Consider the following 16,788-nt stretch of genomic DNA (forward strand, 5'->3'; position numbering starts at 1 on the left):
ACAGGTCCAGAAGTTCCTGGTCGAAGTCTTTTGCCGTCATGCGAGTCATGGTCAATCTCCTGATGAGGTGGCGGTTCAAGCCGTAGGGTATTTTCAGATCAAAAGGTCATGGTTTGTTTGAGGCTTAAGGCAGGTCTGCTAGGACCCTGCCGACGCGGTTTCCTTTTCTGTGCGCTGATCGCGCAGTACGTTCTTTTGAACCTTTCCCATTGTGTTTCGTGGCAACTCTTGGACGAGTTCGTAGCGGCGAGGATGTTTGAATCGCGAAAGCTTGTTTCTGATGATCGACTCGATCTGTTCCACCTGAAGCTGTGCACCGGGCTCTGCAACCAAAGCAGCAATAATTGCTTCTCCAAATTCGTTGTCGGGAATGCCAAAAACTGCCGATTCCAGGATGCCGTCGATGTCGTTCAAGACGTCTTCAATTTCTTTGGGGTAGACGTTGTAACCACCAGTTATGATCAGGTCTTTTGACCGACCAACAATCGACAGATAACCATCCTCGCTGCATTGACCCAGATCACCGGTGATGAAGAACCCGTTTTCCCGTAGCTCTTCGGCGGTTTTCTCGGGCATTTGCCAATAGCCTTGGAACACATTGGGCCCTCGTACTTCGATCATTCCAACCTCGCCCCGGGGCAGCGGTTCTCCAGTTTCAGGATTGGTAACGATCACCTCGGTGCCGGGAAGCGCCAAGCCGACAGTTCCTGCGCGACGCTCACCGTCATAGGGGTTCGAGGTGTTCATGTTCGTCTCGGTCATTCCATAGCGCTCAAGGATGCGGTGGCCGGTGCGCGTTTCGAACGCTAGGTGGGTCTCGGCTAGCAATGGGGCCGAACCAGAAATGAATAAACGCATGCTCTCTGTGACTTCTTTGGTGAAACCGTCATCCGCAAGCAATTTGGTGTAGAAAGTGGGGACTCCCATTAGAAGGGTCGAGTGGGGCAATTCCTCCAAGATCATACCAGTGTCGAATTTTTCCATCAGCCGCACTTTGGAACCGGCGAGTAGTGATGTGTTCATCGCCACGAAAAGCCCGTGCGTGTGAAAGATGGGCAACGCGTGAATCAAGCGATCAGAGCCGGTGATACCCCACAAATCCACAAGGGCTTGGGCATTGGAAAGCAGGTTTCGGTGGCTGAGCATCGCGCCCTTGGACCGGCCCGTGGTACCTGATGTGTAAAGAAGCGCCGCGAGGTCGTCCGGCGCGCGATCCACGGTTTCGAATACACAAGGCTGTGCGTCCGCTTCGCGGCTCAGGCTTGGATTTTCGCCACCCAAGGTCAGCAGTTTTGCACCAGACCGGGTCGCCAATTGTTCGAATTCAACTTTGTCGTTGCTGTCGCAAACGATTAACGCAGGTTGTGCGTCAGAGATGAAATAGTCCAACTCTGCCATGGTATAGGCAGTGTTAAGGGGCAGGTAGACAGCACCTGCCTGAACCGAAGCGGCATAGAGCGCAATCGTGTCGGCTAGCTTGGGCGCTTGCACAACGATGCGATCGCCGGGGGAAACTCCGCTGTTCTGCAAGACATGCGCGATCTGGGCGGTGCGCTGCAGAAACGCGTCATAAGAGACTACCTGGCCATTATCGAGTTGCAGGAATGGAGCCATGTTGCCCTCGTGGCGGGCAAACAAACTGTCGTAAAGTGTATTAGTCACGCTGTATTTTCCCTAGGCTTTACCGCAAGCGTCGCAGTTGAAACCGCGCGAATTGAACGCGAGGCTTGGATCGTGGAACGTGTCGCGAATTCTTCGTGATAACGTTCTGTTTTGTTTAAATCGTAAAGGTAGTTGACCATCGCACCTCCGGACTGGGCGCGTCCGTTCGGCGAGGGATCGGCTTCGGCATGCACTTCATGAAGCTCGGCGCCATTGCCCAGATGAAAGCGGGCCACAGGGTCCAGTGGCATCCCATCTTCGCGCTTGGCGAACATCAAGTATCGGGCAGCCATCGCGCGCGTGTCCTGCGGTGCTGCTGTTTCCGCAAGCACGGCCTCGGCGGCATGCCCGTGTTCTGGGTGGTCTGTTTCACCAGCCAGCCACCGGTTTAGCCCCGGTATCGGCGACAATGTCACAAAGGTATCAAGCCCGCGAAGCTCTCGCGAAAGCTCGGTCACAACCTGCTTTATCAATAGATTCCCAAAGCTGATGCCCGCCAAACCCTTTTGGCAGTTTGAAATGGAATAGAACGCCGCGACCTTTGCCTGCTCGGCTTCGATCGGTTCTCGTGCTTCGGATAGAAGCGTATCTATTGCATCCGGGATTTCAACGGTCAGAGCGACCTCGACAAATATCAGTGGCTCATCTGGCATCGAAGGATGGAAGAACGCAAAACAACGACGGTCTGGCGGGTAGAGTCTTCGCCGCAAATCGTCCAGATCGTTGATCTGGTGCACCGCTTCATAGGCGACGATCTTATCCAGAACGCGGGCAGGGGTGTCCCAGCTGATTTGTTTGAGAACCAGAAAGCCCCGGTTGAACCAGCTGCGCAATAAATGGACGAAATCGATATCCGTTCGCTTGAGTTCCGGTTTGGATTTGAGAAAGCGCAGCAGATCAACGCGCATGGCCACAAGTTCCTGCGTCGCACCAGACGGCTGGTTCAGCCGTCGCAACAACTCTTGTCGCCTTGGTTCTGATACTTCACTAAGTCTTTGATAAAGGTTGACACTGCGGTCACTGGCGTAGAGGCGGGCTGCTTCCGAAAGCTGATTTGCGTCCAACTCAAGTTGGTCATTTAAATAGACAAAAAAGTTTAGTTTCTCCGCGTCATTCAGGGTGTGGTAGCGCTCAAGGATAGTAGACGCTAGCGTGAAACCTGAAACTTCACCTTCGGCAGATAAAAGCGCCTCACATAGTTCGGCAATGGACCGTTTGTCGTCCTTGCCACGCCTTTTGTCGGGACGGTCCAGCAATTGGTTTAGTAGATCACCCAGAAACCAATTCCGCTGCATTTCAGGGCTCCATCTGGCTGCTAAGGTACTCACCTGTTCGGCGGTAGTGATCGATCAAGTGCCGAGTTGCGCTGTCTGCGTCGTGATTTAATGCGGCGTCCAGGATTTGCTGATGTTCGGCGGCGATGTCCCGCTTTTTGTAGCTCGACCCGCCGGCCGCCAGATATCGGTAGCGAATGTTCAGGTCATAAAGCTGCGAGCAATACCGCAGCAGCAACGGCAGTTTCGAATTGTCCAACAAGGCCATATGAAACGCCTTGTGAGCGTCCTCAAAGTCTCGCGCCCCTTTTTGGCCGGCCTTTTTCATATGGTGGTGACGCAAGACAAGCCGATCTTCCCAGGCCGCATCCGCATTGGTGATGGACGCGCGCAACGCGGTTTCTTCAAGGTTGCATCGAAGCAGAAGGATTTCCTCAAAGTTACACTTGCTAACTGGCGCTGCCCGAAATCCGCGCTGATCAATCCGCTCGACCAACATGTCTGAAGTCAAAAGGCTAAGCGCTTCACGAACCGGACTAGCGCCAGTATCCAAAAGCCCGCGAAGCTGTTCGATCTTGAGTTTTTGACCCGGAGGTAATTCTCCGGTCAGGATCATTTCGCGCAGCCTTCGATACGCTCCATGAGTGGCTGATGTCTCTTTGCCCTCAGTATCAAGCATGGCGTCCATATCCGACTGTTCCTATTTCTCGGCAAATACTCGTGAGTGCACTTAACTGAAGGCACTCGTTCCAGTCGATAGACCAACTGAAAGGTTCAGCGAGCCTTCGTTGATCAACCAGCGCCGAAGTACAAAGCTACGCGCCCCGCTTTTGTGCATAGGATCGTCTTCCGCCAGCTTCCGCGCGGCTTCAAGACTGTCAGCGCGATAGATGATCAGGCCCATTCCTTGCATATGCTCGCCGGTTTCATCCGACATGGGGCCTGCAAAAGCTAGTTGCCCCGAACGTTCCAACTGCGCCTGATACGCCAAGTGATCTGGCAGTGACGCCTTTACATTTTCGGGCGCTTTGGCTGGCGTGCTCAGCGCGACGTAAAGCTCCAAAGCAAGCGCACCGCGGCTTTTTGCTTCTGATTTGTAGTCTGGCCAAGCAACCATTTGCCGTCTCCAAAAATATCGATATTATTTGACATATGGCAAAATAGTCGGCAAAAATCAAGCGAACTGACATGGATGGTGAAAATGAAATACCTGGTGGGAGAGACTTCGGAAGGCACAGCGGTTTTTGCTGTAAACGGCGAAAACGCAGTGAATCTAACGGCTTTGGACCCTGCTGTCGGTTCGGATTTGATGGGTTTGATAGCCAAGCCTGAGCTGGCCGACTCACTGTCTGACCAAATCGCCGCTGCAGACAGTGTGCCTGTGTCGTCTATCAAGCCAGCATTGCCGGTGGTCGCGCCCGGCACGATCATTTGCATGGGTTTGAACTACACGGACCACATCAAGGAAGGCGGATATGATATTCCGGAGTATCCGACGCTTTTCATGCGTGGGAAAAACTCGATCATGGCGGCGGGGCAGCCCATGGTGCGGCCTACCTGTTCTGAGAAGCTAGACTACGAAGCCGAGCTTATGCTGATCGTTGGAAAAAGAGGTCGGCATATCTCGGAAGAGGACGCACTGGATTATGTCTTTGGCTACACCGTGTTCAACGACGGGTCGCTGCGGGATTATCAGCGCAAAACCGTTCAATGGACGCCGGGCAAGAACTTCGATGATACGGGAGCGATCGGTCCTTTCACCGTAACGCCGGACGAACTGCCCGAAGGGGCTTCCGGTCTGAAGATCGAAAGCCGCGTGGGCGATGAAATCCTACAAAGCTCGAACACGGCCAACATGATCTGGGGCGTTCGTCAGGTCATTGCGACGATTTCGGAATACACCACTCTGGAACCCGGAGACCTGATTGCGTTGGGCACACCACCGGGTGTCGGTCACGCCAAAAAGCCCAATCCCCGTTGGTTGAAGCCGGGTGAAACCGTCGAGGTTGAAATTGAAGGCATTGGAATCTGCGCCAGCCCGGTTATCGACGAAAAGGACTCCAAGTCAAAGGTGGCCGCAGAATGAGCGCACCAACCGGGGCAGAGCTGGAGGCACTTCGCGCCAAGGCGCAGCAGGATCATCGCGATCTGCGCGATCGCATTCCACGTTTGTCGGATGACGCGATTGCCTTGATCCTGCGCGAATCCAGATCGCACTACGCGTGGACCAACAAGCCTGTTTCTGACGACATACTTGAAGAGATCTACGACATTACGATCAACGGCGCGACCAGCATGAATACGTTGCCCGCGCGCTTCGTTTTCGTGAAAAGTCCCGAAGGGAAAGAGCGGCTTGCAAAGTCTTTAAAGCCGAAGAATGTGCCAAAAATGATGGATGCTCCGGTCACGGCGATCATTGCCTATGACATGGACTTCTGGAAGGAACTGCCCTTTCTTTTCCCGCACGAAGATCGTCGGTCATTGTTCAAAAGCAAGCCCGACTACGTGGCAGACACGGCCTTTCGAAATGGCACGCTTCAGGGCGCTTACTTCATGATTGCGGCCCGGGCGGTCGGGTTGGACGTCGGCGCCATGTCAGGTTTTTCGAACAAGATCGTCGATGAGGAGTTCTTCGCGGGCACGACGCTCAAGTCCAATTTTCTTTGCAATCTGGGCTACGCGGACGAGACCGGATTGTTCCAGAAGCTTCCACGTTTTCCATTCGAAAAGGTTTGCTCTTATGCCTGAGGAAGTGACGCTGTGGCTATGAAAGTGAAACCCGTCGTGACTTACCGCACGACAGCTCAGTGCCCGACTCATGCGCGGACTGAAATACCAATTCGCGATCTTGATGTTGTTGTCGATGAACCCGTCGAACGCGGCGGGACAAATCTTGGTCCGTCTCCGACCGAAACCGCAATGGCAGCCCTGATCGCCTGTACAAATGTCATCGGGCACAAGAACGCACATCGGTTGGGAGTTGAACTCGGCACGGTGACAATCGACGCGAAATGCAGGTTGGACCGGCGTGGTGTGCTGATGGAGGAGGAGATCGATGTTCCGTTTCCGGAAATCGAACTCACCGTGAATTGTGAGACGCCCGCCAGTCAGGAGGAGCTGACACGCGTGGGCGAGGAGACAGCCAAGTATTGCGCCATCGCAAAACTGTTTGAAGCGGCAGGCACGGACCTGACCGTCAACTGGGTCAAAGCAAAAAAATAAAAAAGACCCAACTTTCTGGGAGGAGAGAAATGAAAAACTGGACCAAACGCAGCCTAGTGGGCGCTGCTCTGGCAAGCGTCATGGCGATGCCTCTCGCGGCAGAGGAGACCATCTCTGCCGTCGTAATTGACGGCTATCCCGACCGCGCGTTGTGGGTGAAAGAATTCACCAACTACTTCATTCCAGAAGTGGACAAACGGCTGGGCGAGTCCGGCAACTATAAAATGAACTGGCAAGAGAACTACGGCGGTTCAATCGTTAAGCCGAAAGGCGTTTTGGAAGGGATTCAGCTTGGCCTTGGCGACATAGGTATCGTCACAACCATTTTTCATTCTTCTAAGCTGCCCAGCCAGGGCATATCCGGATCGACACCCTTCGTGGCATCGGACTCCCGTGCCGTGGCCAAGGCAGTGGATGAAATCGCGCGCGAATATCCTGCGATGCAGAACGAGTTTGCTGCACAGAACCAAGTTTACCTTGCCACAGGCGTTGTGCTCGACACCTATCAAATTTTCTGCACGGAACCTGTTTCTTCGGTTGCCGATCTTGAGGGCCGCAAAATCGCGGGAGCAGGCCTGAACCTGCGTTATCTTGAAGGGATCAAGGATGCCGCCGGTGTACGCGGGGGGCTAACCGATTTCTACAACATGCTTCAAACCGGCCTCGTCGATTGCGGCATGCTTTGGCCCGAAGCCGCAAAGACGTTTAAGATCGCGGAAGTGGCACCTTACATGCTCAAGGCTGATCTGGGAGCAGTGAATTCCAAGACCATCACCGTCAATGCCGACTACTGGGCTAGCCTCCCGGACGAAGTCAAAGACGTGTTGAAGGCCGTCGCCATCGACTACCGTGACCATGTCGCCGGCATCGCGATGGACCGCGCCGCTGCTTCGCGGGATGCGTATGTTGAAGCGGGTGGAACAATTGTTGAGGTTTCGGACGAAGACCGTGCCGCTTGGGCAAACGCCATGCCGAATGTCGCGCAGGAATGGGCTGCGACGCTGAACGACAATGGCGAGCAGGGCACAGAGATGCTGGCCGCCTACCTTGGCAAGCTTCAGGACGCCGGATTCATCGGTGTACGTGATTGGACGGCTGAATAACTGTCTGGCGATCCACGAAAGGGGCCTTTCATGCTGAAGACCGCAGTTGCTGGCCTGTCGCGGGTCGCCAATTCGCTCGCAATTGCCGCCAACGCCTTGGGTACGCTTGTCGTCCTTGCGTTGGTGGTTGTTCTGAATGTCGACGTTATTGCACGTGGCCTGTTTTCAGCCCCTTTGCGTGGCACTTATGAGGTGGTGCAGTTTTCGGTCGTGATGATCGTCTTTCTACAGTTGGCCGACGTCGTCAGAGTGGATCGGCTGACGCGCTCAGACGGGTTCCTGAATCTGCTGCACCATCGTCGCCCGGGTCTGACAGCCAGCCTGAGGCGCATCATCAACGCCATATCGGCAATCTTTATGGCTTTGATTGCGTATGTGACCTTCCCAGAATTTCTTCATATGTGGGAGACACAGGACTACTTCGGAGTACCCGGTCTTTTCACATTACCATGGTGGCCGGTCAAACTGGTCATCGCGTGCGGGACTGCGCTTGCCTGCGTGATCTTCCTGCTTAAGGTCGTCACGGCGCAGGACCGCCCGCAGCTTGTCCGAACCCCTGAACATGACGAGGCTGCAAAATGACGCCGATTGAGATTGGCCTGATTTCGGTCGTTGCCATCGTCTTTTTGATTTACGCGGGCGTCTACATTCCGATTGCTTTGGGCGTAGTCTCCTTCGTGTCGATCTGGCTGATGCGGGACAACTTCACACTTGCGCTCAACCTGCTGAAGGTTGCGGTGGGCGACAGCGCGATGGAATACAGTTTCGCGACGATCCCGCTGTTTACCTTTATGGGGCTCATCGTTTCAAAAGCGGGACTAGGCAGGGATATTTACGAGGTCATGACCATGCGATTTCGCAAGGTCAAAGGCGGTATCGGAATGGCGACCGTCGGAGCAAATGCCGTGTTTGCGGCCGTTACCGGGTCGTCCATTGCGTCCGCATCCGTGTTCACCAAGGTCTCGGTCCCGCAGATGATGGCGCAGGCATATAATCCACGTTTTGCAGTTGGGGTTGTGGCCGGGTCGTCGGTTTTGGGGATGATTATTCCACCCTCCGCGATGCTGATCATCTATTCCTTTGTCGCCGAACAGTCCGTAGGGGACATGTTTCTGGCGGGAGTAATACCCGGTATCATGCTGGCGATAGCTTATGTGGGCGCGATCTGGTTGATGGGCCGCTTCACACCTGCATTTGTGGGCGGTCGGGTCGTCGAAGACACCGAATGGATGTCCGGACGCGAGATCGCATCCAAGACCCTGCCCACATTGTTCATTATCACGGTAGTGCTTGGTGGCATTTACACAGGATGGCTAACCGCTGTCGAGGCGGGTGCCGCCGGGGCACTGGTTGCGCTCGTGATCGCAGTCGTGCGCAAGTCCATGACACCACGAGCGTTCTGGGACGCGTTGCTGGAAACCGGTCACATTACAGCGGCGATCTTGTTCTTGATTACTGCAGCTTCGATTTACAGCCGCATGCTGGGACTGGCCGGGTTGCCCAATCAGTTGCAGGACTTACTTGCGGGGAATTCAGCGTCCTTTTGGTCGATCATGCTGCTCTACGTCCTCTTGATGCTTTTTCTGGGAACTTTGCTCGATACGGCGTCCATCATTCTGATCGTCGTCCCGCTGTTCCTGCCCATGGCCGAAGCGCTGGACATGTCGTTGATCTGGTTCGGGATCGTCACCGTAGTCGGAGCCGAAATCGGACTATTGACCCCGCCTTTGGGCATATCTTGCTTCGTCATCAAATCGACGATCAATGATGACCGGATATCACTCAAAGACGTGTTCATGGGCGCGCTTCCCTTTGCGTTCGTGATGCTGATCGTTCTGTTTATTCTGATCGAGTTCCCGATCCTCAGCCTTGCCCTGATTTAAGGAGGCCCAGATGCGCTCTGTCACCAAAGACAATATCACCGACGTGTTCATGGGATACCTGTCCAAGGACACCGATCCGCGGATGCGAGAAATCATCGGGTCTCTGGTCAAACACCTCCACGATTTCGCGCGGGAAACCAACCTGACACATGACGAATGGCGCGCCGGGATTGCATTTCTGGAGGGCTGCGCTGCGGTGGAAACCGAGGACAGGCATGAATTCGTGCTCGCCTCGGATGTGCTGGGCCTTTCGTCATTGGTGGACATGTTGCATTCTAGTTCTGATGCAACAAGTTCATCAGTGCTTGGCCCTTTTCATGTCTCTGGCGCGCCGCCTCTGCCATTCGGCGGGGATATGAAGCGCCACTACGGTGGACCTGTGCTGCTTTCTGAAGGCGTGATCCGGGATACCGATGGCAATCCGATTTCCGGTGCAGAACTGGATATCTGGCAAACCGCACCGAATGGAATGTATGCAAGTCAGGACGAAGAACAGGACACCTTTTCTTTTCACGGCCTGATGACCACGGGTGACGACGGTAAGTATGCATTCACGACCGTCAAGCCAGTTGAATACACGGTACCGTCAGACGGGCCTGTCGGAGACATCCTGCGCGCCTGCGGCCGCCATCCCTGGCGACCTTCGCACCTGCACTATATCGTCAAAGCTCCTGGTTATCGATCTTTGGTGACTGAGATTTTCCCCGACGACGATCCTTATTTGGATCAAGATACGGTCTTTGGTGTTCGGGATGATCTGGTGATGACCTATGCCGAAAGGCCAGTTTCGGAATTTCCGGATGGCATGGAGCTTTCTGGTAAGATCACTGAACCTTTCTTGCACGTGAAATTCGATGTGAAGCTTGCCAGATCCTGAACGATATTGAGGAGGCTTGAGGTGCTGAAACATATCTTCATTTTAGGTGCCGCGCTGTTTTGCAGTACCGCCATCGCAGAAGAGCGCCCGATCTTTGACGCGCATATTCATTACAGCCACGATGCCGTCAAACTGGTTCCTCCCGAACAGGTGGCCAAAATCCTTCGGGACGCGGGCGTCCGTAAAGCCCTGGTCTCCAGCTCGGATGACAATGGCACTCAACTATTGTTGGCCGCAGCACCAGATATCGTTGTTCCTGCACTGCGCCCTTACCGTCGCCGCGGTGAAATCAACACCTGGATGCACGATGAAACTGTAATCGACTATTTAGAAGCAAATCTGGCCAAGAACGACTACGAAGCCATCGGCGAATTTCACGCGTACGGAGATGACATTAATACGCCGGTCATCCAGCGCATGATTGCACTGGCGAAAGAGCGGAACCTCATTCTACACCACCACGGCGATCGAGAGGCAGTTGACTTGATCTTCGAAACCTGGCCTGAAGCTCGGGTACTGTGGGCCCATTCTGGCTTTGATGATCCGGCGAGTGTTGTTGACGCGCTGGACACCTATCCCAGGCTTTGGGCCGATTTGGCATTTCGTTCGGACATGGTCTCACGAGGCAGTGTCGACCCGAATTGGAAGGCTGCGTTCGAAGCCCATCCCGATCGGTTTATGGTCGGTACGGATACATTTGCGCCGGAACGTTGGTACTATGTCGGCCCCCACGCAGATTTTTCGCGTGAATGGTTGGATTTGCTGCCGGACCAGATTGCGGACAACATCGCCTATGCCAACGCAGAACGTTTGTTGGCATCAGAATGATCCGCTGCGCTGTCTGGTTTCTGATTTGGTCCAGCACGGCTTTTGCTTGTGATGTAACTGGGCACCGTATGAATTCGGAAGTTCAAAACGCACCCGAGGTTTATCTGTTCGTCGATGAAATTCCGTTGGCTCAACCGTTTTCAGTACTGGTTTCTATTTGTAGTGAAACTGCCGTGGGTCAAATGCGTGTTGATGCAATCATGCCCGCTCATCGACACGGTATGAACTATACCCCCAAAGTTACCGCATTGGGCGGCGGAGCGTTCCGTGTTGATGATATGCTGTTTCACATGCCGGGTTTGTGGGAGCTGCAGGTCGATGTCGACATCAATGGCCAATCAATTTTCTACTCGTCAGAAATTACGCTGAAATGAAGCTGTGGTTTACAGCTGCGCTAATAGCCCTGACAGGTGCAGTGCGTGCAGAGGTCTTGTTGTCTGCAGACGAAATTGAACAAACGCTTTCCTTTGGGCCTTGGCCACCATCCTTCCAGTCGGACCCAAGCAATAGGGTTTCGAACAATGCCGGAGCGATCGCGCTTGGAGAGGCCTTGTTCAACGATCCGGTGTTGTCCGTCGACGATGCAATTTCTTGCGCAAGTTGTCATGATCCTGAACAGGCATTTACAACGCCAGAGGCCCGGGCGCTCGGCCGTGTACTGTTAGATCGAAACACTCCATCGCTGCGGAACCTGGCCGGACTCCGCTGGTATGGGTGGGGTGGCAAAAGCGATAACCTTTGGACAGCCAGCCTGCATCCGATCATCGAAGAACAAGAGATGGCCCACAGTGCCGATAGCCTAAAAACCGCTATCTCAGAAAGTACCTACATTGATGAATTTGAAGCCATATTTGGCGACATACAGGTTCAAGATTCAGAGCTTGTGCTGGTGAACATTGCCAAAACTCTATCCGCCTACTTGGAAACTTTGGCTACGGACTGGACACAGTTTGATGAATTCCGTGATGCATTGGAGAACCAAGATTCAGCAGCGGCTGCGAGCTACCCCGAAGCTGCACAGCGAGGTCTTCAGTTGTTCATAGGGCGTGGAAACTGTGTGTTGTGCCACAATGGTCCGAGATTTTCCAATAACGAGTTCCATGACGCTGGCGTACCATATTTTCTGAATGAAACCGAGGTCGACGAAGGGCGGTTCGGTGGACTGAACTTTTTACTCTCAAGCCCCTATACTCTGGACGGCGACTGGAATGACGATCCGGATAAGCAAGGTGCTTGGGCGGTTCGAAATGTACGTCGAAGCCACGCTGATTTTGGAACCTTCCGCACGCCCAGCCTGCGCGGAGCGGCCGAAACCGCACCGTACATGCATGACGGCAGCCTAAGTGATCTGAACGCAGTGATCCGGCATTACAGCAAAATCAATACGGAAAGGCTGCACGCCGACGGTGAAGCCATTCTCTCGCAATTGAATTTGTCTGAGCAAGAGATTGCAGACTTAGTTGCGTTTTTGATGACGCTGTCCAAGGCGCCTTACTAAAGCGTTTGTGTTTAACGCTCGTGAATGGGCTATTTGGCAAGCTGGTTCGGAGACTATCGTTAGCAGTGCCGATGAGGGGGTTCTGCTCGCTCTGGGTCAGAAATGGATGACGTGATCGGCCGATTTGTTGAGGTTTTGGATTTCGATTGAGTCAAGTATCAGTGACGTTCCACATCTGTTGAACGTCACACGAACCTGACCCAACCGTCACAGTTGGATCAGAGTCGGGATGAATGTTCGACATCGGAAGGCACCCCCAACGTTGGACATCAGTAGAGTTTGACCTTTGCGTCATCAACCAACACGCCGCCCGCATTTCATACTCTCGCAGACAGTTTGGTTTGATCCGACTTCCCTTTCGGAAATTAGGGTTGATTTGCAGACCAGACGGCGAAGCCGCCTGTTACTAGGAATCTGCAACGGGGCGAACGCGGGAGGAAGACGGCCGCGCCCTCACCCTGTCGGTGAAAGGCGTTTGGCTTGTCCAAATCCCGCCGGCTCAAAAATGGAAATCGGTGAGGAAGAAAGCCTGCGGCCATTTGCAGTTGTGCCATTCTATCGAACTGCAATAAGTAATGGCCACAAAGCTGCCGTTCGCTGCCTTTGCGGCATGGTTCGCTTCAAATGGCAGCTACGCGCACATGTCGGTCGTTGCAAAGTTGGATGCTTATTGAGTTTCCTAAGTTGCTTTTCTCGTTTTGTGACACCACTGTCAGCCCTGTGTACGAGCGCAAGTATTTTTTATCAATTTTGTGGCAAGGCATCGTTAAGGATCGCCGCTAGCGTGTATAGATCGGACAGAATGATGAACGGTTGGTTTCCAGAAAAGTTGTTTAGGTATCGCGGAACAACTTCCAAGCACTTTGATGAAGAGCTTGAGCAACTTCGGGATAACAGGGTTTGGTTGAATTTCCTGGATACTCAAAATGATCCATTTGAGGGATGCGTTAGTCACCGGGTAGGTACTTACGATGAGTTCACGTCTAGGCACCGTGAATAGCGCGATCTGCTGGCAAAACAGTTTCCGGATTTTGAGCTTTTGCCGGAGACTATTTCAGAGCAGGACTTCAATATCTGTAATATCCAAAGCCCCCTGTTTCACGAGACAGTTAGACAGCAAGCTGTAGTCGCATCCTTTAGTAAAGGGTGGCAGAATACACTGATGTGGGGGCACTATGCAGACGCCTTCAAAGGAATTTGCTTGCAGTTCACTGCAAATCCAACGGCTGGTGTTGAAGGGCCGCCCTTCTTTCCTTTGCAGTACTGGAAAGAAGAGCCCCCTGAGTTTTCGTCAATTGACTTTTTCGTCCAAACGCGTGTGGCGATGAGCTAGAGCGGACTTACAGAAAGTGAACAACGCTCCAAGATAGAAAACCTTGCCTACGAAAAAATAAAAATTGCAGCCACATCAAAAAGCTATGACTGGGTCTATGAGGAAGAATTCCGAATGGCATCATTTTTGGGGGTGCCGGGATATTACCAAGTGCCAGGTATGAAGCTGACAGGCGTTATTTTCGGGCCACGGGTAGAGGCACCAACATATTCAAGAGTTATGAACGCGCTTGGCGAAGGCATTGACTACTTTAGGATGGACTTGCGAGCCAATGCTTATGGCTATGTACTTTTTCCAATAACTACACCGGCGAAGCAGGCAATCATTTAGGTGTGGGCTATGTGTGGTTTGTAACTTGCTGCACCGGCGAGACATCAAAAGGTGACCAAAGGCGGTAATGGGTTCCAAGCCACCCACTTAAACCTGCTACAGAGAACGACTATTCAGAGCCCAAAGTGACCAGTGGTACGCCGGGCTTGAATGGCGACAATGCGCAGTAAGCTGACCTTGCAAAGTTCAACTTTCGGCCAATTCTAATAATTCGGGGAGGTGCTGAATTTCTGCGCCCGAAACGATGACCACTGTTGTGTCCGTGGGACCCGCCGAAGCCGCGTGACGTAGTGTCGCGAGAAGCACGCCAAACGAAGTCAGAGGGCCGTTTCCCAAGATCACAGACCGGAGCAACGGTTGGGCAAATTGTCGAAATCCTCCGGTGGCAAGTTCACCAAGTGAGCAACACCGGAATCCTTCACACTATTCGCAGCAGCCATTACCCGACTGAATTGGTGGACAGGGCACGTTGGCATAGGAACAGTAGACGCAACAGTCGCCTTCCAACGGCTTCAAGACTGTTTTGCATGACTTGCATTCATAGAACCACTGACAGGCATCCGTAGGCATTTTTTCGGTTTCACTGTGCCCACAGTTTGGGCAAGTCAGTGTGCTTTCAAGCACAACAGTTTGTTCCATCATTGTCTCACATCTGCGTAATCAGGAAATCGTTGATTCGAGCCTCATAGAACACGACAACCCAAGCCAATCCGGTCATCGCGGTCGTTCCCCAAAGCCACCATTTCAACTTTGGCAATGACCCGCGCTGATAACAAACCAGCCAAGACACCGCGACAAGAGTGGTCGAAATCGCCAGAACATAAAAGCTTGCTGCTGCTATCTTCCCAAAGATCGCTAACCAGCTGCCGCCCAGTCCTAGAAGCATCATTGTCATGGGCATTACGCAGCAGGTCGCGACGCCAAGCGCGGACAGAGATCCTATGTAACTGAGGCTAAGGTATTTCTGCATTTTTGTTCCTGACGCCTTTTTGTGCGGAATTGTCTAAGCGGCGATTACTGGTATAACCTCTGTAGTGACTACAGGATCAAGACGGAACATCTCACATGTTTGCGATTGGGGAAGCATCCCGTCAAAGCGGTGTCGGCATTGAAACGATCCGCTACTACGAACGCGAAGGGATCGTGCCTAAACCGGAACGCGCTTCAAATAACCGGCGGATGTACTCTACGCACGACATTGGACGGCTTCGGTTTCTAAAGAAATGCCGTGACTTGGGCTTTCCGCTTGCCGATGCGAGGACACTCCTGGAATTATCCGAAGGCGATAGCGAAGACTGCCAATCCGTTAAGGAATTGGCTGAGCACCACGTTTTCAATGTGCGCGAAAAGATAAAGGAACTTGAGCGTTTGGAAGCGGCGTTGACTGAACTCACAGCCAATTGCGACAGCGGGAATGTTTCATGCCCTATGCTTTCTCAATTGCGTACACTGTAGCCGGACGTTGGGTATTGCGCCCCTTTGGCCCGCGCGTTGTGTTCGGTCAGAATCCGGGGTAGCTTCGCCACGTGAAGTACCTTCGGCCAATAACCACGACACTTCTTACGGTTTTTCTGATCCTTGTAATGGGGCTTGGGAACGTCGCGCATGTGCTAGCCAATGAGTGCGTTGGCGGGCATTGTATTGATCATATGGCGACAAGTGTTGAGGTGCAACACGCTAACCACGGGCTGGTCGCTCCTAGCGAAGACAGACAGCATGAACCGGGCAGCTCGGCGCATGAAGGATGCAACCCATTCCTGTGTAACGTTCTCGCGCTCACGACGCAGGCATTCGAAACCAAACCTAACCAAGCAGCGGTCGTGTTGGCACTACAGGCAACAAACTTCTCGACGCTCAATGAACCGGACAACCCGGACAGGCCACCTAACACTTAAAACAGACTCCCGACGCTGTTCACGGCACTGAACACGTTCCGGTGTGCTGCGAATTGTTTGCGGCACCACTTTGTTACACAAGGTTAGGACCAGTACATGAACCAAAAATATCTCCTGATCGGCGCATGCGCCTTAGTAGCCGTCGCTATCTATATCACTCTACGCCCCGCGCCAGTTGAGGAAGCCGCGCAGTCGGCAGCTACCGAAGGCGATGCAATGGTAGCAATTCAGATGCCGCTTATCGAAGGAAATGCCGCCATCGGAAAGCGAATATTCGACAACGCCTGCGCCGCATGCCACGGCAGCAACGCGGTCGGCGTTGACAGCGCTGGTCCGCCGCTGATCCATGTTATTTACGAACCCAGCCATCATGCGGACGAGTCCTTCCAACGCGCGGTGGCAATGGGCGTTAGAAGCCACCACTGGCAGTTTGGCGACATGCCTCCGGTTGAAGGCTTGACTCGTGGCGATGTGGCTATGGTCATCGACTACATCCGCGAAATCCAGCGCGCTAATGGAATAAATTGAGGAACCTCTTAATGAAGAAGCTCACCACATTTGCATTGATTTCCATGCTTGCCACAAACGCTTTTGCCCATTCGAGCGTGGACACCACCACACCCGAAAACGGCGCGACAGTTGCCGTAGTGCCCTCTGAGATCAGTTTCAAATTCGCGGATGATATTCGCCTGACAAAGGTCAACATGATCCATCAGGAAGCTCACACCGTTACGCTCGACCTGGGAGACCAGACAAGTTTTGGACGCGCGTTCGCGCTCCCGCTTCAAAGCATGGGTGAAGGCACCTATCGCATTGAATGGCGGGGCTTGGGTGCAGACGGGCACGCCATGCAGGGCGAGTTCACATTCACAGTGGACTGACC

At 53.4% G+C, this 16,788-nt stretch carries 20 protein-coding genes; 14 read left to right on the top strand and 6 right to left on the bottom strand.

The window, feature by feature from the left end:
- Nucleotides 1-138: 138 nt before the first annotated feature.
- Genes AC2FGC_RS18650 through AC2FGC_RS18665 form a run of 4 tightly spaced genes read right to left on the bottom strand, consistent with a single transcriptional unit; the run spans nucleotide 139 to nucleotide 4,053 of the window.
- Nucleotides 139-1,662, bottom strand: a complete 1,524-nt coding sequence (locus tag AC2FGC_RS18650; protein ID WP_496783117.1) for a malonate--CoA ligase — start codon at nucleotides 1,660-1,662, stop codon at nucleotides 139-141.
- The gene (locus tag AC2FGC_RS18655; protein ID WP_496783118.1) at nucleotides 1,659-2,957 is read right to left on the bottom strand and encodes a malonyl-CoA decarboxylase; all 1,299 of its coding nucleotides are present in this window, start codon (nucleotides 2,955-2,957) and stop codon (nucleotides 1,659-1,661) included. The genes AC2FGC_RS18650 and AC2FGC_RS18655 overlap by 4 nt, the downstream gene beginning before the upstream one ends.
- Nucleotide 2,958: 1 nt before the next feature.
- Nucleotides 2,959-3,615, bottom strand: coding sequence for a GntR family transcriptional regulator (locus AC2FGC_RS18660; RefSeq protein ID WP_496725681.1), 657 nt, complete (start codon nucleotides 3,613-3,615; stop codon nucleotides 2,959-2,961).
- A gap of 51 nt (nucleotides 3,616-3,666) precedes the next feature.
- Entirely contained in the window at nucleotides 3,667-4,053 is a 387-nt protein-coding gene (locus tag AC2FGC_RS18665; RefSeq protein WP_496725680.1) for a YciI family protein, read from the bottom strand.
- A gap of 84 nt (nucleotides 4,054-4,137) precedes the next feature.
- On the opposite strand from AC2FGC_RS18665, the gene AC2FGC_RS18670 reads away from it, so the two are divergent.
- From AC2FGC_RS18670 to AC2FGC_RS18720, 11 genes are all read left to right on the top strand, one after another.
- Complete coding sequence (locus AC2FGC_RS18670; protein ID WP_496725679.1) at nucleotides 4,138-5,022, top strand: fumarylacetoacetate hydrolase family protein; 885 nt, start codon at nucleotides 4,138-4,140, stop codon at nucleotides 5,020-5,022.
- Nucleotides 5,019-5,684 (top strand): malonic semialdehyde reductase, encoded by a 666-nt coding sequence (locus tag AC2FGC_RS18675; protein WP_496725678.1) that lies wholly within the window; start codon nucleotides 5,019-5,021, stop codon nucleotides 5,682-5,684. The genes AC2FGC_RS18670 and AC2FGC_RS18675 overlap by 4 nt, the downstream gene beginning before the upstream one ends.
- 18 nt (nucleotides 5,685-5,702) lie before the next feature.
- Nucleotides 5,703-6,158 (top strand): OsmC family protein, encoded by a 456-nt coding sequence (locus AC2FGC_RS18680; protein WP_496725767.1) that lies wholly within the window; start codon nucleotides 5,703-5,705, stop codon nucleotides 6,156-6,158.
- Nucleotides 6,159-6,187: 29 nt separating this feature from the next.
- Nucleotides 6,188-7,261, top strand: a complete 1,074-nt coding sequence (locus AC2FGC_RS18685) for a C4-dicarboxylate TRAP transporter substrate-binding protein (protein ID WP_496725677.1) — start codon at nucleotides 6,188-6,190, stop codon at nucleotides 7,259-7,261.
- Between the two features lie 30 nt (nucleotides 7,262-7,291).
- Entirely contained in the window at nucleotides 7,292-7,843 is a 552-nt protein-coding gene (locus AC2FGC_RS18690; protein WP_496725676.1) for a TRAP transporter small permease subunit, read from the top strand.
- Nucleotides 7,840-9,144 (top strand): TRAP transporter large permease, encoded by a 1,305-nt coding sequence (locus AC2FGC_RS18695; RefSeq protein WP_496725675.1) that lies wholly within the window; start codon nucleotides 7,840-7,842, stop codon nucleotides 9,142-9,144. Before AC2FGC_RS18690 ends, AC2FGC_RS18695 begins: the two co-directional genes overlap by 4 nt.
- A 10-nt stretch (nucleotides 9,145-9,154) precedes the next feature.
- Complete coding sequence (locus AC2FGC_RS18700; protein ID WP_496783121.1) at nucleotides 9,155-10,021, top strand: dioxygenase family protein; 867 nt, start codon at nucleotides 9,155-9,157, stop codon at nucleotides 10,019-10,021.
- Nucleotides 10,022-10,042: 21 nt separating this feature from the next.
- Complete coding sequence (locus AC2FGC_RS18705) at nucleotides 10,043-10,849, top strand: amidohydrolase family protein (protein WP_496725673.1); 807 nt, start codon at nucleotides 10,043-10,045, stop codon at nucleotides 10,847-10,849.
- Nucleotides 10,850-10,917: 68 nt separating this feature from the next.
- Nucleotides 10,918-11,223, top strand: coding sequence for a hypothetical protein (locus AC2FGC_RS18710; protein WP_496783123.1), 306 nt, complete (start codon nucleotides 10,918-10,920; stop codon nucleotides 11,221-11,223).
- Nucleotides 11,220-12,347 carry a cytochrome-c peroxidase gene (locus tag AC2FGC_RS18715; RefSeq protein WP_496725766.1) on the top strand — a complete coding sequence of 376 codons (1,128 nt, stop codon included), beginning with the start codon at nucleotides 11,220-11,222 and terminating at the stop codon, nucleotides 12,345-12,347. The genes AC2FGC_RS18710 and AC2FGC_RS18715 overlap by 4 nt, the downstream gene beginning before the upstream one ends.
- 1,447 nt (nucleotides 12,348-13,794) lie before the next feature.
- On the top strand, nucleotides 13,795-14,010 hold the full coding sequence (locus AC2FGC_RS18720; protein ID WP_496725671.1) for a hypothetical protein: 216 nt from the start codon (nucleotides 13,795-13,797) through the stop codon (nucleotides 14,008-14,010).
- Between the two features lie 423 nt (nucleotides 14,011-14,433).
- Here the strand turns inward: AC2FGC_RS18720 and AC2FGC_RS18725 are convergent, their stop codons facing one another.
- Both AC2FGC_RS18725 and AC2FGC_RS18730 read right to left on the bottom strand, forming a co-directional pair.
- A complete protein-coding gene (locus tag AC2FGC_RS18725; protein ID WP_496783125.1) occupies nucleotides 14,434-14,652 on the bottom strand; it encodes a GDCCVxC domain-containing (seleno)protein in 219 nt (72 codons plus the stop codon).
- 4 nt (nucleotides 14,653-14,656) lie between these two features.
- On the bottom strand, nucleotides 14,657-14,980 hold the full coding sequence (locus AC2FGC_RS18730) for a hypothetical protein (RefSeq protein ID WP_496725669.1): 324 nt from the start codon (nucleotides 14,978-14,980) through the stop codon (nucleotides 14,657-14,659).
- Nucleotides 14,981-15,075: 95 nt separating this feature from the next.
- Here AC2FGC_RS18730 and AC2FGC_RS18735 point away from each other — a divergent pair, with 95 nt between their 5' ends.
- From AC2FGC_RS18735 to AC2FGC_RS18745, 3 genes are all read left to right on the top strand, one after another.
- On the top strand, nucleotides 15,076-15,465 hold the full coding sequence (locus AC2FGC_RS18735) for a MerR family transcriptional regulator (protein ID WP_496725668.1): 390 nt from the start codon (nucleotides 15,076-15,078) through the stop codon (nucleotides 15,463-15,465).
- A gap of 536 nt (nucleotides 15,466-16,001) precedes the next feature.
- Nucleotides 16,002-16,433 (top strand): c-type cytochrome, encoded by a 432-nt coding sequence (locus tag AC2FGC_RS18740; RefSeq protein WP_496725667.1) that lies wholly within the window; start codon nucleotides 16,002-16,004, stop codon nucleotides 16,431-16,433.
- Between the two features lie 11 nt (nucleotides 16,434-16,444).
- On the top strand, nucleotides 16,445-16,786 hold the full coding sequence (locus AC2FGC_RS18745; RefSeq protein ID WP_496725666.1) for a copper resistance CopC family protein: 342 nt from the start codon (nucleotides 16,445-16,447) through the stop codon (nucleotides 16,784-16,786).
- Nucleotides 16,787-16,788 lie beyond the last annotated feature (2 nt).

Source organism: Ruegeria sp. CDSC054, from assembly GCF_059610645.1.

Excerpts from the sequence above, each read along its gene's own strand:
- AC2FGC_RS18655 (WP_496783118.1), bottom strand. The coding sequence starts at position 2,957 with ATGCAGCGGAATTGGTTTCTGGGTGATCTACTAAACCAATTGCTGGAC.
- AC2FGC_RS18660 (WP_496725681.1), bottom strand. The coding sequence starts at position 3,615 with ATGCTTGATACTGAGGGCAAAGAGACATCAGCCACTCATGGAGCGTAT.
- AC2FGC_RS18665 (WP_496725680.1), bottom strand. The coding sequence starts at position 4,053 with ATGGTTGCTTGGCCAGACTACAAATCAGAAGCAAAAAGCCGCGGTGCG.
- AC2FGC_RS18670 (WP_496725679.1), top strand. The coding sequence starts at position 4,138 with ATGAAATACCTGGTGGGAGAGACTTCGGAAGGCACAGCGGTTTTTGCT.
- AC2FGC_RS18675 (WP_496725678.1), top strand. The coding sequence starts at position 5,019 with ATGAGCGCACCAACCGGGGCAGAGCTGGAGGCACTTCGCGCCAAGGCG.
- AC2FGC_RS18680 (WP_496725767.1), top strand. The coding sequence starts at position 5,703 with ATGAAAGTGAAACCCGTCGTGACTTACCGCACGACAGCTCAGTGCCCG.
- AC2FGC_RS18685 (WP_496725677.1), top strand. The coding sequence starts at position 6,188 with ATGAAAAACTGGACCAAACGCAGCCTAGTGGGCGCTGCTCTGGCAAGC.
- AC2FGC_RS18690 (WP_496725676.1), top strand. The coding sequence starts at position 7,292 with ATGCTGAAGACCGCAGTTGCTGGCCTGTCGCGGGTCGCCAATTCGCTC.
- AC2FGC_RS18695 (WP_496725675.1), top strand. The coding sequence starts at position 7,840 with ATGACGCCGATTGAGATTGGCCTGATTTCGGTCGTTGCCATCGTCTTT.
- AC2FGC_RS18700 (WP_496783121.1), top strand. The coding sequence starts at position 9,155 with ATGCGCTCTGTCACCAAAGACAATATCACCGACGTGTTCATGGGATAC.
- AC2FGC_RS18710 (WP_496783123.1), top strand. The coding sequence starts at position 10,918 with ATGAATTCGGAAGTTCAAAACGCACCCGAGGTTTATCTGTTCGTCGAT.
- AC2FGC_RS18715 (WP_496725766.1), top strand. The coding sequence starts at position 11,220 with ATGAAGCTGTGGTTTACAGCTGCGCTAATAGCCCTGACAGGTGCAGTG.
- AC2FGC_RS18720 (WP_496725671.1), top strand. The coding sequence starts at position 13,795 with ATGGCATCATTTTTGGGGGTGCCGGGATATTACCAAGTGCCAGGTATG.
- AC2FGC_RS18725 (WP_496783125.1), bottom strand. The coding sequence starts at position 14,652 with ATGATGGAACAAACTGTTGTGCTTGAAAGCACACTGACTTGCCCAAAC.
- AC2FGC_RS18730 (WP_496725669.1), bottom strand. The coding sequence starts at position 14,980 with ATGCAGAAATACCTTAGCCTCAGTTACATAGGATCTCTGTCCGCGCTT.
- AC2FGC_RS18735 (WP_496725668.1), top strand. The coding sequence starts at position 15,076 with ATGTTTGCGATTGGGGAAGCATCCCGTCAAAGCGGTGTCGGCATTGAA.
- AC2FGC_RS18740 (WP_496725667.1), top strand. The coding sequence starts at position 16,002 with ATGAACCAAAAATATCTCCTGATCGGCGCATGCGCCTTAGTAGCCGTC.
- AC2FGC_RS18745 (WP_496725666.1), top strand. The coding sequence starts at position 16,445 with ATGAAGAAGCTCACCACATTTGCATTGATTTCCATGCTTGCCACAAAC.